The 15,317-nt window shown below is 65.4% G+C and carries 13 protein-coding genes; 9 read left to right on the top strand and 4 right to left on the bottom strand.

The window, feature by feature from the left end; all coding sequences use genetic code 11:
* Positions 1-9 precede the first annotated feature (9 nt).
* The 3 genes from ACOOGG_RS04765 to ACOOGG_RS04755 are packed head-to-tail and all read right to left on the bottom strand — an operon-like array spanning position 10 to position 2,442.
* Positions 10-1,197: a lipid-transfer protein gene (locus ACOOGG_RS04765; RefSeq protein WP_420432816.1), complete on the bottom strand. Its 1,188-nt coding sequence runs from the start codon at positions 1,195-1,197 to the stop codon at positions 10-12.
* Positions 1,197-1,655: a Zn-ribbon domain-containing OB-fold protein gene (locus tag ACOOGG_RS04760; RefSeq protein ID WP_420432814.1), complete on the bottom strand. Its 459-nt coding sequence runs from the start codon at positions 1,653-1,655 to the stop codon at positions 1,197-1,199. The genes ACOOGG_RS04765 and ACOOGG_RS04760 overlap by 1 nt, the downstream gene beginning before the upstream one ends.
* Before the next feature lie 34 nt (positions 1,656-1,689).
* Positions 1,690-2,442 (bottom strand): SDR family NAD(P)-dependent oxidoreductase, encoded by a 753-nt coding sequence (locus tag ACOOGG_RS04755; RefSeq protein WP_420432812.1) that lies wholly within the window; start codon positions 2,440-2,442, stop codon positions 1,690-1,692.
* 78 nt (positions 2,443-2,520) lie between these two features.
* Between ACOOGG_RS04755 and ACOOGG_RS04750 the strand changes: the two genes are divergently transcribed.
* The 8 genes from ACOOGG_RS04750 to ACOOGG_RS04715 all read left to right on the top strand — a co-directional run bounded on the left by ACOOGG_RS04750 (position 2,521) and on the right by ACOOGG_RS04715 (position 13,427).
* Positions 2,521-3,618, top strand: coding sequence for a hypothetical protein (locus ACOOGG_RS04750; RefSeq protein WP_420432810.1), 1,098 nt, complete (start codon positions 2,521-2,523; stop codon positions 3,616-3,618).
* 13 nt (positions 3,619-3,631) lie between these two features.
* Complete coding sequence (gcvP, locus tag ACOOGG_RS04745) at positions 3,632-6,547, top strand: aminomethyl-transferring glycine dehydrogenase (RefSeq protein ID WP_420432808.1); 2,916 nt, start codon at positions 3,632-3,634, stop codon at positions 6,545-6,547.
* Positions 6,548-6,650: 103 nt separating this feature from the next.
* Complete coding sequence (locus tag ACOOGG_RS04740; protein ID WP_420432806.1) at positions 6,651-7,451, top strand: crotonase/enoyl-CoA hydratase family protein; 801 nt, start codon at positions 6,651-6,653, stop codon at positions 7,449-7,451.
* Positions 7,452-7,453: 2 nt separating this feature from the next.
* Positions 7,454-8,290, top strand: coding sequence for an amidohydrolase family protein (locus tag ACOOGG_RS04735; RefSeq protein ID WP_420432804.1), 837 nt, complete (start codon positions 7,454-7,456; stop codon positions 8,288-8,290).
* Positions 8,287-10,140: a peptidoglycan-binding protein gene (locus ACOOGG_RS04730; protein WP_420432802.1), complete on the top strand. Its 1,854-nt coding sequence runs from the start codon at positions 8,287-8,289 to the stop codon at positions 10,138-10,140. The genes ACOOGG_RS04735 and ACOOGG_RS04730 overlap by 4 nt, the downstream gene beginning before the upstream one ends.
* A gap of 45 nt (positions 10,141-10,185) precedes the next feature.
* Positions 10,186-10,923, top strand: coding sequence for an ABC transporter ATP-binding protein (locus ACOOGG_RS04725; RefSeq protein WP_420432800.1), 738 nt, complete (start codon positions 10,186-10,188; stop codon positions 10,921-10,923).
* A gap of 1 nt (position 10,924) precedes the next feature.
* On the top strand, positions 10,925-12,169 hold the full coding sequence (locus ACOOGG_RS04720) for an ABC transporter permease (protein WP_420432798.1): 1,245 nt from the start codon (positions 10,925-10,927) through the stop codon (positions 12,167-12,169).
* A gap of 55 nt (positions 12,170-12,224) precedes the next feature.
* Entirely contained in the window at positions 12,225-13,427 is a 1,203-nt protein-coding gene (locus tag ACOOGG_RS04715) for an acyl-CoA dehydrogenase family protein (RefSeq protein ID WP_420432796.1), read from the top strand.
* A 10-nt stretch (positions 13,428-13,437) separates the two neighbouring features.
* On the opposite strand, the gene coaE is transcribed toward ACOOGG_RS04715, so the two are convergent.
* A complete protein-coding gene (gene coaE / locus ACOOGG_RS04710) occupies positions 13,438-14,049 on the bottom strand; it encodes a dephospho-CoA kinase (RefSeq protein ID WP_420432794.1) in 612 nt (203 codons plus the stop codon).
* A gap of 72 nt (positions 14,050-14,121) precedes the next feature.
* Here coaE and ACOOGG_RS04705 point away from each other — a divergent pair, with 72 nt between their 5' ends.
* Positions 14,122-15,309: an acyl-CoA dehydrogenase family protein gene (locus tag ACOOGG_RS04705; protein WP_420432792.1), complete on the top strand. Its 1,188-nt coding sequence runs from the start codon at positions 14,122-14,124 to the stop codon at positions 15,307-15,309.
* Positions 15,310-15,317 lie beyond the last annotated feature (8 nt).

Below are 15,317 nucleotides of genomic sequence, written 5' to 3'. Positions count from 1 at the left end.
CTCAACCGACTACCGGGTACAGATCACCGAGGAGCCGTGGCCGAACATGCCGTGGTTGATGGAAAGGCCCACCTTGGCGCCCTCCACCTGGCGGTGGCCGGCCTCGCCTCGAAGCTGCCATACCATCTCGCACACCTGGGCGATGGCCTGGGCCGGCACGGCTTCACCGAAGGCCCCCAGCCCGCCCGACGGGTTCACCGGGATGCGCCCGCCCAGAGCGGTGTCGCCCGCTCGCAGCAGCTTGGCGGCGTCGCCCCGCTCGCACAGGCCGATGTGCTCGTACCAGTCGAGCTCGTAGGCCGACGACAGGTCGTACACCTCTGCAAAGTCCAGATCCTCGGGCGACACCGAGGCCTCCTCGTAGGCCCGGCCCGCGATGTTGTCCTTGAACGTCATGGTCTCGTCGCCCACCGCGGCCCACGAGTCCGACGCCAGATAGGGAAGTTCGATCACGCTGTTGGGATAGGTGGGGCTCACTGTGGATATGCCTGACACCCTCACCGGGTCGGTCATTCCTCGGCTGGCCGCCCACTCCATGCTCGACACAACCAGCGCCGCGCCCCCGTCGGAGGTGGCGCATATCTCCAGCAGGCGCAGCGGGTCGGCCACCATCGGGGAGTTGGCGATGTCGTCGGCGTCGTACTCCTTGGTGTAGCGGGCGTTGGGGTTGAATACCCCGTGACGGGAGTTCTTTACCTTCACCGCCGCGAAGTCCTCGGGCGTGTCGCCGTACAGCTCCATTCGCCGCCGGGCATACAGCGCGAAGTAGGTGGGGTTGGTGGCGCCCACCAAGTGGAAGCGCAGCCAGTCGGGGTCTTCGTGGCGCTCGCCGGCGTTGGGGGCGAAGAACCCCTTGGGGGTGGTCTCGGCCCCCACCACCAAGGCTACTTCGCACACCCCGGACAAGATCTGGGCCCGGGCGATGCTGAGCGCGGTAGCTCCCGAGGCACAGGCCGCATAGGAGCTGGCCAGCTGGCAGCCGGTGAACCCCAGGGCGTTGGCGAACGTGGATCCCGACACATAGCCGGGGTAGCCGCACCGCACGCTGTTGGCCCCCGACACGAACTGGATCTCCTCCCAGCCCACCTCGGCGTCGGACAGGGCGTCGCGGGCCGCTTTCACCCCGTACTCGGTGAAATTGCGGCCCCACTTGCCCCACGGGTGCATACCCACACCCAAAATGGCGATGTCATCCATCAGCCTTCTCCGTTCTCGATATGGCCCGCCGGGGCCCACTTCCACACCAGATAATCGTGCTCGTCATCGGAGTAGAGCACGTCGATCACCAGCTCCATATCCATGCCCACCGACAACTCGTCCACCGACACGCCGGCCACTACCTGCCCCAGCACCACCAGATTTTCTTCAGCCAGTTCCACCGCGGCGATCACATAGGGGACGAACTCGTCGCCGGGGATCACGTAGGGCGCCGGCGGGGCGTACTCACCAGTGGTGAACGACCACAGCCGTCCCGTGCGGCTGAGCAGCACCTCGTCGATCTCGTCGCCCAAACAAGCCGGATCGGAACCGGCCAACGACTTGGGAAAGAAGTAGGAGCCCCGGCTCCGAGCCCGCCCCCCGATCAGCCGGGGCTCGTCGACATCCAAAGTAAACAGCCCCTCAACCGCGGCCACTTGCGTCCTTGTCGTCGTCACGCCAGCAGCTTAGGCATCAGATGCCCCCGGCCTGCTAGCGGTTGAGCATCCCGCCGTCCACCACCATGGTGTCGCCCGATACCCAGCGGGCTTCGTCGCTGCACAGCCACACCGCGGCCGCGGCTACTTCCTCGGGCAGCCCCAGGCGCCCGCCCGGCATCATCTGGACGACTGCTTCGGCCATCTCGGGGCTCGACTCCCGCCACGATGCCACCATCGGAGTGTCGATCATGCCCGGGCAAACGGCGTTGACCCGGATGCCCTTGCCATTTAGCTCATCGGCCGCGTAGGTGGTCAGCCCCAGCACGCCTCGCTTGGCCGCGGTGTAGTGGGGCTGACCGGGTGCGGGGATTATGGCCGCGCCCGATGAGGTATTGACGATGGCCCCGCCGTCGTCCTGGGCCAGCATCTGGATGATCTCGTGCTTCATGCAGAGAAACACCGAGGTCAGGTTCACCGCTATCATCTCGTCCCACTGGTCCAGCGTGAGCTCATGGAAGAGCCGGGAGGGATGGGTGATACCCGCATTGTTGAATGCGCAGTCCAGACTGCCGAACTCCGACACCGTGGATGCCACTAGGCCGGCCACCTGATTTTCGTCGGTCACGTCTACGGCAAAGAACCGGCCCTCGCCGCCCTCGGCCTCGACCATGGCGATTGTCTCGGCGCCGCCCTCGGCATTGCGATCGGCCACTGCCACCTTCGCCCCCTTGCGAGCGAACAGCACCGCGGCCGCTTGGCCGATCCCGCTGCCTCCCCCGGTCACCAAAGCCACCTTGCCCTTCATGCTTGCCTGCCTTCCATAGCGGTCATCACGAAGACATAAGGTAGGCCGCGAGCACATCGGAATACCGAAAGGACGGCAATGGCCATCTCCTCATGGGACGAGTTCCCGGTCCACCAGTCCCCCGACTGGATCCGCCATGCAGGCACCACCGACCGGAACTTCTACGACCGCAACTACTTCTGCATGCACGGGTCCAGCGACGAGCTGTTCGCCATCTTCGGTATGGGCCAGTACCCCAATCTGGGCGTCCAGGACGCCTTCTGCTGCATCCGCCGGGGCGACAAGCACCATGTGGTGAGGGGCTCTCGCCCCCTCACCGACCGGATGGACATGTCAGTCGGCCCCATGCGCATCGAGGTCATCGAGCCCCTGAAGAAGGTGCGCTACATCGTGGAGCCCAACGAGCACTCCATCGCCATGGACGTCACCTGGGATGCCTCCATCCGTGCCATGGAGGAGCCCAACCAGTACATTCGCAGCGAGGGGCGGGTGGTTTTCAACACCCAGCGCTTCGCCCAGCTCGGCCGGTGGGAGGGAACCCTGTCGGTGGGCGGCGAAGACTTTGCGGTCACCCCCGATCGCTGGGGCGGCGCCCGCGACCGCTCCTGGGGCATCCGCCCGGTGGGCGAACCCGAAGGCGACGGCATCCGACAGGGCATCAATGTCATGTCCGGGATGTGGAACTACTTCCCGATGATGTTCGACGACCACGCCATCTTGTACATGAACAATGAGGCCGACGACGGCACCCGGCGACTAGTCGAGGGCAAGCGAGTGTGGGTCGACGGCCGACCCGACGAGGATCTCGGCCGTTCCGAGCACGAACACACTTTCGAGTCGGGTACTCGGGTGCTTACCCACTCCACAATCTCCTTCCCAGAAGCTGGAATCGAGATTGATTGCCAGCCCCTCTTGGTAAACTTTGTGTCTGTGGGTACCGGATACGGCATGGACGCAGACTGGCGGCACGGCATGTACCAGGGTCCCGGATTGGTGGTTCAGGGCAAGGTGCTAGACGTCGACACCGAGGTCAAGCCCATCGGGCAGTACGGCGTGGTTGACCATGTTGGCCGCTATACCTACGACGGCAATGTGGGCTACGGCCTGTACGAGCACGGCTTCTTCGGTCCCTTCCACCGCTACGGAATGACTGACGGTGCCGCTGGAGCACCATAAACAGCCAACTATCGTGCCTTCTCTTCCTGCCTCTCCGGAAAACCTCGCGGCTTTGGAGAACCGCGACGAGTTCCGAGCCCGCCACATAGGGCCTGGGACCGAGGACCAGGCCGCCATGCTGGCCGAACTGGGGTACCGCAGCCTTTCGGCTCTGGTAGACGCCGCCGTTCCTCCCAACATCCGCTCCAACGGCCCTCTGGAGCTGCCGCCGGGAATGACCGAGGCGGCCACCACCGAGGCGCTGCGGGCGCTGGCCGACCGCAACACGGTGGCCACCTCGCTGATCGGCATGGGCTACTACGACACCATCACACCGGCAGTGATACGCCGCAACGTGTTGGAGAATCCGGCCTGGTACACCGCCTACACCCCCTACCAGCCGGAGATCTCCCAGGGCCGCCTGGAGGCACTGGTCAACTTCCAGACCATGGTCACCGACCTGTGCGCCATGGGCATGGCCAACGCCTCGCTGCTGGACGAGGGCACCGCCGCGGCCGAGGCAATGACGCTGCTGCGGCGGCTCAATCGCAAGGCCCCCGACGACCGGTTCATCGTCGACGCCGACACCCACCCCCAGACCATCGACGTGGTGGCCACCCGGGCGGAACCGCTGGGTATCGAGGTAGTCGTCGCCGATTTGGAGCAGGCCAATATCGAAGAGCTCGCCGATGGAGCGTTCGGAATGCTGGTGTCGTATCCCGGCAGCTCGGGGCGCATAGGCGATCTGAGCGGGATCATCGCCGCAGCCCACAACGTGAACGCCCTGGTGGCGGTGGCCACCGACCTCTTGGCGCTGTGCCTACTGACCCCGCCCGGCGAATTGGGGGCCGACGCGGTGGTGGGGTCGTCCCAGAGATTCGGAGTGCCCTTGGGCTTCGGCGGCCCCCACGCCGGGTTCATTGCGGTGCCGGAGTCGGCCATGCGGTCGCTGCCCGGCCGCTTGGCCGGCGTGTCCATCGACGATGCCGGTGCAGTGGCCTACCGGCTGACCCTGCAAACTCGGGAGCAGCACATCCGCCGGGAGCGGGCCACCAGCAACATCTGCACTGCCCAGGTGCTGTTGGCAGTGATGGCCGCCATGTACGCCGTCTACCACGGTCCCGTAGGGCTGGCCCGCATCGCCCGGCGGGTCCACCGCCTGACAGCCATCGCGGCCGACCGGCTGGGTCAGTCCGGCTACGAGATCGCCGCTGAGCACTTCTTCGACACGGTCACCGTCCGAGTGCCGGGTCGAGCCGCCGATGTCATAGCGGCCGCATTGGCCGAAGGGCTGAATCTGCGGCCAGTAAACGACGACACCGTGGCTTTTTCGCTAGATGAGACCACCACCCGGGCTACGGTGGTCGCCCTGTGGCGGGCCTTCGGCATCGCGGCCGACACCCGGGATTTCGACGTCCTCGACGCCGAGACCCCTGATGCCCTCCCCCACGACGGCGTCCGGGCCAGCGACTACCTGACCCACCCGACATTCCACCGCTACCACAGCGAAACCGAGATGCTGCGCTATCTGCGCCACCTGGCCTCCAAAGATCTGGCCTTGGACCGCACCATGATCCCGCTCGGGTCGTGCACCATGAAGCTCAACGCCACCACCCAGATGGAGCCGGTGAGCTGGCCCGAGTTCGCTCAGATGCATCCGTTTGCCCCCGCCGATCAAACCGAGGGCTACCGGGCGATGATCGCCGAACTAGAGCAGATGCTGGTGGCCATTACCGGCTACGCCGCCGTATCGCTCCAGCCCAACGCCGGTTCCCAGGGGGAGCTCGCCGGGCTGCTGGCCATCCGGGGCTACCACGCGGCCCGAGGCGAGACCCAGCGGGACATCTGCCTGATCCCTGCCTCGGCCCACGGCACCAACGCGGCCAGCGCGGTTATGGCCGGGATGAAGGTGGTAGTGGTCAAGTGCGACGACGACGGCAACGTGGACATGGACGACCTGAAGGCCCAAGTGGTGGAGCACGCTGACAGGCTCAGCGCCCTGATGATCACCTATCCGTCCACCCACGGGGTGTATGAGGCCACCGTGACCGAGGTGTGCGATCTGATCCACGCCCACGGCGGGCAGGTGTATCTGGACGGGGCCAACCTGAATGCCTTGGTGGGAGTGGCCCAGCCCGGCCAGTTCGGCGCCGATGTGTCCCACCTGAACCTGCACAAGACGTTTTGCATCCCCCACGGCGGGGGTGGGCCGGGAGTGGGCCCGGTGGCGGTCGGAGCGCACCTGGTCCCCCATTTGCCCAACCATCCGGTGGTGGCCGAAGCCGGCCCGTCTACCGGTGTGGGCGCAGTCTCGGCCGCACCGTGGGGGTCGGCCGGTATCTTGCCCATCTCTTGGGCCTACATCGCGGCCATGGGCGCAGAGGGGCTGACCGAGGCCACCGGAGTGGCCCTGCTAAGCGCCAACTATCTGGCCAAGCATCTCGACGGCCTGTTCCCAGTGCTCTACACCGGTGAGAACGGGCTCGTGGCCCACGAGTGCATCATCGATCTGCGCCCGCTCCACGCCCAGACCGGCGTCACCGTGGAGGACGTGGCCAAGCGGCTCATCGATTTCGGTTTCCATGCCCCCACCGTGTCGTTCCCCGTGGCCGGCACCTTGATGGTCGAGCCCACCGAGTCGGAGTCCAAAACGGAACTCGACCGCTTCGTGGCCGCAATGACCGCCATCAGGGCCGAAATCGACCAGGTGGCCGACGGGCTTATCGTCATGGAAGACAGCCCATTGCGCCGCGCCCCCCACACTGCGGCGGCAATCACCGACGGCGACTGGGATCGCGCGTACAGCAGGGAGCAAGCCGCGTTCGCCCTTCCTGGCGTAATGGAGCGCAAGTACTGGCCTCCGATCGGCCGCATCGACGGCGCCCACGGCGACAAGAACGTGTTCTGCGCCTGTCCGCCAATCGAGGACTTTGAAGCCCTCGACGTCTGAAGCCCGTCTAAGGCCGGTCGTTTCGCCCAATTCGCCGCTGGCCCACTAGTTTGCGGGGGCTGCGCCACTTCGCAGCTCAAGATCTAGCAAAGGAGATCAGCCGGTGCCCGATGCAATCGTGGAACGCGAAGGTCAGTCCATCATCATCACCATGAACCGCCCCGAGCGGTACAACGCCCTGTCAGGGGCGATGATGGTGCGGATGTTGGACGCCTACGAGGAGGCGGACAACAACGACGACATCCGCTGCATCATCGTGACCGGCGCGGGGGGCAATTTCAGCTCGGGTGCCGATCTCAAGGCCATGAGCGGTAACGCCGGCAACGCCGACCCGGAAATCGATGTGGCCGCCCGCCAGGCCGCCGACCCCGAACTCCACTGGAAGGCGCTTTTGCGCAGTTACCGGCCCACCAAGCCGATCATCGCCGCAGTGGAGGGCGTGGCCATCGCCGGTGGCACAGAGATCCTCCAGGGCATGGACATCCGGGTAGCCGGCGAGAGCGCCCGATTCGGGGTCTCCGAAGCCCGCTGGTCGCTCTACCCGATGGGCGGATCTGCGGTGCGCCTCCGCCGCCAGATCCCCTATACCCATGCTGCTGAGATCCTCCTCACCGGCAAGCACATCACCGCGGCCGAAGCAGCCCAGATCGGTCTCATCGGCCAGGTAGTGCCCGACGGCCAAGCCCTGGCCAAGGCCAAGGAGATAGCGGCCACCATCTGCGAGAACGGCCCGCTGGCCGTGGAGGCCATCTTGCGCACCCTGCACGAAACCGACGGCATGACCGAGGAAGAGGCCCTGGCCCACGAGTTCGAGTATGGCTGGGCGGTTTTCCAGAGCGACGACGCCAAAGAGGGCCCCTTGGCCTTCAGCCAAAAGCGAAAGCCAGAGTTCAAGCGGCGATAGCCATGGTCAGCTCGTCGGGCATTTCGGTTTTTGACGTCCACCACCATGTGGGCGATGCCTCAGGAGCGTTGGGCCTGCCCCCCGAACAAGCCCCCGATCCCGATGCCTATGCCGCCCTAGAGCTGTCCAAGCGCATCGAGATCATGGAGGCCGGCGGCGTCGACCAGGCCGCGGTGATCCCCGGCCACGGCTACCTGCGGCCCAACGGCCACGCCGACACCCAGGCGGTGAACGACCAGATCGCCGCCTACCGCGATGCCACCCCTGATCGTTTCCCGGTGGCCATCGGCATTGTGGAGCCCCGCGACGGCGAGGTCAGCCTGGCCGAACTGGAGCGGGCTGCCGGCCCGCTGCGCCTGGTGGGCATGAGCTTTCACACCCGTTTTCAGGGGGTGAGCATCGACAACCACTGGGTATCCACCTACATAGGGGCCATGGGCGAGCTGGGCTTGCTGCCAGTGATCCATGCGCTGGATGAGACTGCCGAGGAGTCGCTGTGGAAAGTGGGCCAGCTCGCTTCCCGCCACCCCGACCTCACCATGCTGGTGCTAGACGGCTACTCCACCCACGAGGGCACCAAACACTGCGGCCATCTAGCCGCCACCTACCCCAATCTGGTGTTCGATTGCAGTCTTTCGTACAATTTCGACTTCATTGCCAACCACGTGCGCCAACACGGCGCCCACCGCTATGTCTACGGCACCGACCTCTATTCCTGGCCGCTCGGTCAGCGCATCAGCCACATACTGGGTCAGCTCTTGGAATCCGACCTGTCCGACGAGGACAAGGCCGCGGTAGCCGGCGGCAACGCCCGTCGCTTATTTGAACTGGATGAATGATGAATCACTCAAGACAAACCCGATGGATTTTCAGCATCCTGGCAGCTCTGGCCTTGGCAGCCGGGGCATGCGGAACCGCGCCGGGCGACGACTCCAATAGCGTCGTCACCACCGACCTGAGCGAGGTATTGCCCGAAGGCCTGTTTGAGGCTCTGGAGAATGTGGCCGATCCACCGGCAGCGCCGACTGCTGCGCCGACCCCGGCTGAGACCCAGCCGGTCGAGCCGATGGAAGCCCTGGTTCCCGCCCAGGCCGACACCGAGGCCGAAACCGAGCTGTCAGAAGAAGAGCTGTTGAAATTGCGCGACGAGGCTTTCGTGGACTTCTCCCGTTGCATACGCGACGAAGGGTTCCCCGACTTCCCCGATATCGACAGCTCCCAGATCGTCGACCAGGCCTCGTTCCTTAGAGCCATGCAGGACGCCGGGGTGAGCTTCACCCAGCCGGGTTTGGCCCCGGCCCTTCAAGCTTGCGCCAGCGTGTTCAGCGAGCTGATCGCTCTCGCGCCCCAGCAGGACACCAACGCCCAGCAGGCGCAGCGGGAGGAGAACGCGGTGGGCTTCTCGAAGTGCATGCGCGACCAGGGAGTGGACGACTTCCCCGATCCCGACTTCGGCCAATATCCCGAAAGCGGATTCCCCGGACAAGGCGACGGCTCCGGCGTAACCTCCGAAATCCAGGCGGCGTTGAGGGTGTGTCTGCCGGTAATGGGGGGAGCGGAGCCCAATTTGGCCGCCGCTTCGTCTCCCGAAACCCCCACCCCATCGGCGCCGACCGCCGCACCAGCCACCCAGAGCGCCACCAGCACCCAGGTCCCCGCGCCGAGGACCGATGGCGTGACCACCCCTTCGGTCTCTTCTTCGGCCGCCGAGAGGATACTGCGCGACACCGAAGAGCTGAACACCGCCGAAGTGGTGCGGCGCGACCTGATCGACACCGAGGAGTTCGACGGCACGCTGGGATTCGGCGATCCCGAACCGCTGTACACCAACACTTCGGGGATCGTCACCGGGCTTCTGCCCGAAGAGGGCGAAGTGCTCGATGTGGGGGCCACGCTCTTCGAGGTGAACAGCTATCCGATCGTGCTCCTGCGGGGAGAGCGCCCCATGTATCGGCCCTTCCAGAGCCAGATGGAAGACGGGCCCGATGTTGTGCAGCTCGAGCAGGCGCTGGCCGACATGGAGATTCCCGGCTGGGAGGAGATGACCGTCAACGAGAACTTCACCCCGGTCACCGAGGATGTGGTGCAGGAGTGGCAGAACCGCTTGGGAGTCGACGAGACCGGCATAATCGACATGGGCTTCGTGGTGTTCATCGAAGAGCCCTTCCGCATCTCGTCGGTGAACGTCGCGGTAGGCCAGCAGTTGGGGCCCCAGGCGGCCGCCTTCTCCATCACCGGCCAGTACCAGGAAATTGTCAGCAATCTCGATCCCGGCGATGCCGAGATCGTGAACGAGCTAGACGACGTGCAAGTCGAGCTGCCCGACGGCCGGGTCAGCCCGGGCGTTGTTTCAGAGGTAGCCAGGGTGGCCAAGCGGCTGCCCAACGCGCAGACTGGCGGGCTGGCTGATCCCACCATCGAGGTCATCATCATCCTGCTCGACGAGGAGGCTTCTGCCCGCTTCGACGCTGCTCCGGTGAAGTGGACCATCACCAAGCAGGTAACCCCCAACGCATTGGTGGTGCCCGCTTCGGCGCTGATCGCCACGGTCAACGGCGGCTTCGTCGTGGAGGTGGTCGTCGACGGGTCGACGACCTTGGTGCCGGTTGAGGTGGGAACGTTCGTTGACGCCTTTGTCGAGATCACCGACGGCGACCTCGAAGTGGGCGACCTGGTGCGCATCCCCTAATGCCGGTACGGCCCCGAGCCGTACAGCAACTAGAGGCGAGTCCTGATGACGATTGAGCCCCGGAAAGTGCTGGAGTTACACCAGGTGGCGAAGCACTATCCGGGCTCGCCGCCGGTCCGGGCTTTGGACGGCGTCGACGTCACCATTTGTGCGGGCGAGCTGGTGGCAGTGGTCGGCCCCTCGGGGTCGGGCAAGAGCACCATGTTGAACATCATGGGGGCACTGGACCGCCCCAGTTCGGGTGAGGTGGTGGTAGACGGTCAAAGGCTCTCCGACCTGGCCGACCGCGAGGTGGCCGGGGTGCGGGGCCACCGCATCGGGTTCGTATTCCAGCAGTTCCACCTGTTGGAGGGGCTGTCTGCCCTCGACAACGTGGCCACCGGCAACCTCTACCAGGGTTTCAGTCTCCGCTGGAGGAGACAGATGGCCCGCGAGGTGCTGGAACGAGTCGGACTTGGCCACCGAATGAAACAGCGGCCCGGCAAGCTCTCCGGCGGTGAGCGCCAACGGGTGGCCGTCGCCCGGGCGTTGGTGGGCGACCCGGCCATCGTGCTGGCTGATGAGCCCACCGGCAACCTCGACTCGCAGAACACCGAGGAGATCGTGGAGCTGTTCTTGGAGCTGAACCGGGCCGGTTCCACCATCGTGATCATCACCCACGATCGGGATTTGGCCGACCGGATGCCCCGGTCGGTGGCCATTCTCGACGGCCTCATCAGCCACGATACGGGAGAACATCAGCCCAACCCCGAGGCCGGCGGCGACGATTCGGCGAAAGCCTGAGATGGCTAGCAGAAAGCGGCGAATCCGCGACGGCCCGTCGGGCTCTTCCCGCAGCAGGCTGCGAATCCGCGACTCCCTGTCGCTGGGCACGCTGGGGCTGCGGACTCGCAAAGGCCGAACCGCCATGGCGGCCATCGGCATCGCCATCGGCGTGGCCTCTCTCATCGCGCTGGTGGGCATCATCAATTCTGGTGAGGCCGACGCCCAGCGCGATCTGCTGGAACAGGGAATCGACGTGTTGGAGCTGACCCCCGGCACCTCCTTTGCCGGAGACCCCGAACTGCTGCCGGGAGCCGCCGCGGCCATCGACACCCACATGCGGGATCTGGTGGATGTGGTGGCCTCCATTCGCCGGGTCCCGGCCACTATGCGCAAGACCGACTACATACCCGAAGTAGAGACGGGGGGTATCCGGCTGTTCGCCGTAGAAGAAGACGATTTGGACCTTCTCATCCCGCTGCGGGGCGGAATTGCCCACGGCCGATTCCATGATGCAGCCACGGTGCAAGTTCCCACCGTGGTCCTCGGATCCGACACCGCCGAAGTTCTGGGCTTCGACCAGCTCTACGCCAACCCAACCGTCCACATCTCCGGCCACGAATTCGCAGTGATCGGCGTCCTTCAACCGTTCACCATCAGCCAGGGGCTGACCTTGAACCGGGCCGCGCTCATTGGAGTCTCCGTAGCCGAAAACCTCTACGACGCCGGCGACAACCCCGAGCGCATCTGGGTGCAGGCTGATCTGGACGTGATCGAACAGGTCCGGGAGCTACTCCCCCGCCAGGCCAACCCCGAGGCCCCCGGCGAGGTGGCGGTGTCGTCGCTCGACCTAGAGGCCCGAGAGATCATCAGCGAGAATTTCCAATCGCTGCTCAGCCTGCTGGTGGTGGTCATCATTGTGGTGGGAGCCATCGGAGTGGGCAACATCATGCTGATCTCGGTGCTGGAGCGCCGGGGCGAAATAGGGGTGCGCCGAGCCCTGGGGGCCAAGAGGGCCCATATAGCCGCACAATTCCTCATCGAGTCGGTGCTGTTGACCCTGCTCGGCGGTGTGATGGGCATAATTCTCGGACTCGGAGTGGTGGCAGCGGTTACCCGAATCCTGGACTGGCCATTGACCATTGAGACTTTGTTCATAGTCATCGGGTTGGCCGTAACGGTCGGTGTGGGACTGGTAGCCGGGCTGTATCCGGCATGGCGGGCATCGCGAATGGACCCAGCCGAAGCCGTTCGGCCCGCGGCCTAGCGTGGTTCTTCCACTCTATGGAGGCCTGTGACACACCACTAGTTAGTCTTTGGCCATGACCCTTGCGCTTGATGAGTTTCGGCGGCGAACCAAAGAGTTCCTTGCCGACAACGCCGCCCCCCGCAGCGGGCCGCCAGTGGAGTGGACCGAAGATTCTCTGGTAGCCGAATGCCGCCGATTCCACGGCGCGCTGTCCGACGCTGGCCTTGGGGGCATCACCTATCCCGTCGAGTTCGGCGGGCTGGGGCTGGACAAGGGGTATGTGGAGGTGTTCAACCAAGAGATTTCCAAGTACCAGGCGCCCCTGGTCCCAACGGCCATTTCCCACGGCATGTGCCTGCCGGTAATCAACGACTTCGGCACCCCCGAGCAGAAGGCCCGCCACCAGGCCCGCATCATCCGGTGCGACGAGATTTGGTGCCAGATGTTCTCCGAGCCCGGCGCTGGCTCCGACGTGGCCTCTTTGGCCATGAGGGCGGTGCGCGACGGCGACGAATGGGTGCTGAACGGCCAAAAGGTGTGGACTTCAGGCGCCCAGTACTGCGACTACGGCTTGTGCGTGGCCCGCACCGACCCAGCCCAGCCCAAGCATCGAGGTCTGTCCATGTTCATCGTCGACCTGTCGCTGCCCGGCGTGGACATAAGGCCGCTGCGCCAGATCAACGGGAGCTCTCACTTCAACGAGGTCTATCTGACCGACGTGCGGGTGGGCCACGGGTGCCTGGTCGGAGACGAGGGCAACGGCTGGAACGTGGCCGTTGCCATGCTGATGTATGAGCGGGTGGCCATCGGGGCCGGTGGAAGCGGGGCCATGTCCCAGTCCATGAGCAGCACCAAGCTGATCAATGAGGCCCGGCGGCGGGGACGCCACCGCGACCCGGTGGTGCGCGACGCGCTGGCCGATCTCTACATCCGCGAGCGCATCCAGAAATTCGTCGGAATGCGGATTCGCCAGGCCGCTGCGTCGGGTAAGGCCCCCGGACCGGAGGGGTCGATAGCCAAGCTGAACACCGCCCTGCTGAGCCGCCGGGCTGCTGATGTGGCCATGGAGCTGGCCGGGCCGTCCGGCCAGGCGTGGGACGGGGCCGAAGAGGGTGCCGACGAATGGGCCAGCGCAGTCATCAGCGCACCGGGTATGGCCATCGCCGGGGGCACCAACGAGGTGCAGCGCAACATCATCGGCGAGCGGGTTCTGGGTCTTCCCAAAGAGCCCGACCCCTTCAAGGGCCAGCCCTGGGAGGAAGTCCCCCGCTCCTGACGGGCTCGGGCTAGTGCTTTGTCAGCTTGGCCCACACCTGGTCGACGGCCGCTGACAGATCAGCGGGGCTGCCGTCGTTCACGATGACATGATGGGCTAGAGCCCGGCGCTGGGCGTCGGTGGCCTGGCTGGCCATTCGCGCCCGGGCCTGCTCCTCGGTGAGGCCCCGCTGGATGAGCCGGGGCAAGCGCACCTCCCCAGGAGCCTCCACCACCACCACAACGGTGTAGCCCCGCCCTGACTCCAGCTGCCCAAGGCGGCTCTCTGCCAACACAGCCATGTCCAAAACCACAACCTCTGCATCTTTGTCTTGGGCCAAAACCTGGAGCCTGGCGTCCAACTCGGCGTTTATGGCCGGATGGCTGATCGCCTCGAGGGCTGCCAGCCGGTCGGGTTGGCCGAACACCTCGGCGGCCACCTTTCCCCGGTCGATGCAGCCGCTCTCGTCCAGGATCCCGGGGCCGAAGGCTTCGACCACCTCCGACTCAGCCCGCCCCCCTGGAGCCAGCACCTCCCGACCGATGCCATCCACGTCGACCACAACCGCGCCCAGCTCGCCAAACCGAGCCGCCGCAGTAGATTTCCCCGCTCCGATCCCCCCGGTGAGGCCCACGACCAGCATTGCCGAGAGGCTACCGGCACAGCCGCCGACCTTGGATAGCCCAGCTATGGCCAGGGCTGGCACACTAGGCACATGCGCGTCGAGTTGACCGATGACCAGCTAGAGCTTCAGCAAGAGCTGCGGAGGTACTTCTCCAACCTCATGACCGACGAGGTGCGGGCCAAGATCCGCCACACCGAGACCGAGGCCAACGAGGACTACAAGGCGCTGATCCGCCAGATCGGCAGCGACGGCTGGCTGGGTGTTGGCTGGCCTGTGGAATATGGCGGCAAGGGATTCACCCCCATCGAGCAGTACATCTTCTTCAATGAGGCCTGGGCCGCCCAGGTGCCGGTTCCGTTCCTCACCATCAACACGGTGGGCCCAACCATCCGGGAGTACGGCACCGACCGCCAAAAGGACTTCTTCTTGAAGAAGATACTGGCCGGCGAGATGCACTTTTCCATCGGCTACTCCGAGCCCACCGCGGGAACCGACCTGGCTGCCCTCAAGACCAAGGCGGTGCGCGACGGCGACGAGTGGATCGTCAACGGTCAAAAGCAGTTCACCAGCCTGGCCTACGACGCCGACTACGTGTGGCTGGCGGCTCGCACCGACCCCGATGCTCCCGCCCACAAGGGCATCACCATGTTCTTGGCCCCCGCCGACGACCCGGGCTTCGACATCCAGCCGTTCATCACCATGGGGAATTCCCACACCACGTCCACGTTCTACGACAACGTGCGGGTGCCCGACTGGCTTCGCGTGGGCGAGGTGAACGGGGGCTGGGGCCTCATCACCAACCAGCTCAACCATGAGCGGGTGTCGCTGTGCGCCTCAGGGGGCATCGCCAACCTGGTGAGCCAGGCCGTTGAGTGGGCCAAAGAGGCCAAGCTGCCCGACGGCCGCCGGGTGATCGACCAGGAGTGGGTGCAGGTCAAGCTGGCCGAGTGCCGGGCCCGAGTGGAGTTCCTCGATCTGTTGAACTGGAAAGTGGCCTACGAGTCCACCGTGGGCAACAACGTGAGCCCGGCTCTGGCCTCCACCATCAAGGTGTGGGGCTCGGAGTCCATGCACCTCATCTACTCCGGGCTCACCGAGGTAGTGGGGGCAACCGGGCATCTCAAGAAGGGATCGCCTCACGCCGAATTCTCCAGCCGCATGGAGGAGTCCTATAGGAGCTGCTGGATCCTGACCTTCGGCGGCGGAACCAACGAGATCCAGCGCGACATCATCGGCATGGCCGGCCTCGGCCTGCCCCGCGAGAAGCGCCGCAAGTAGGAGGTCGA

The organism is Candidatus Poriferisocius sp. (assembly GCF_965214065.1).
Taxonomy (GTDB): domain Bacteria; phylum Actinomycetota; class Acidimicrobiia; order Acidimicrobiales; family Bin134; genus Poriferisocius.
This window is presented reverse-complemented; position numbering and strand designations above follow the sequence as displayed.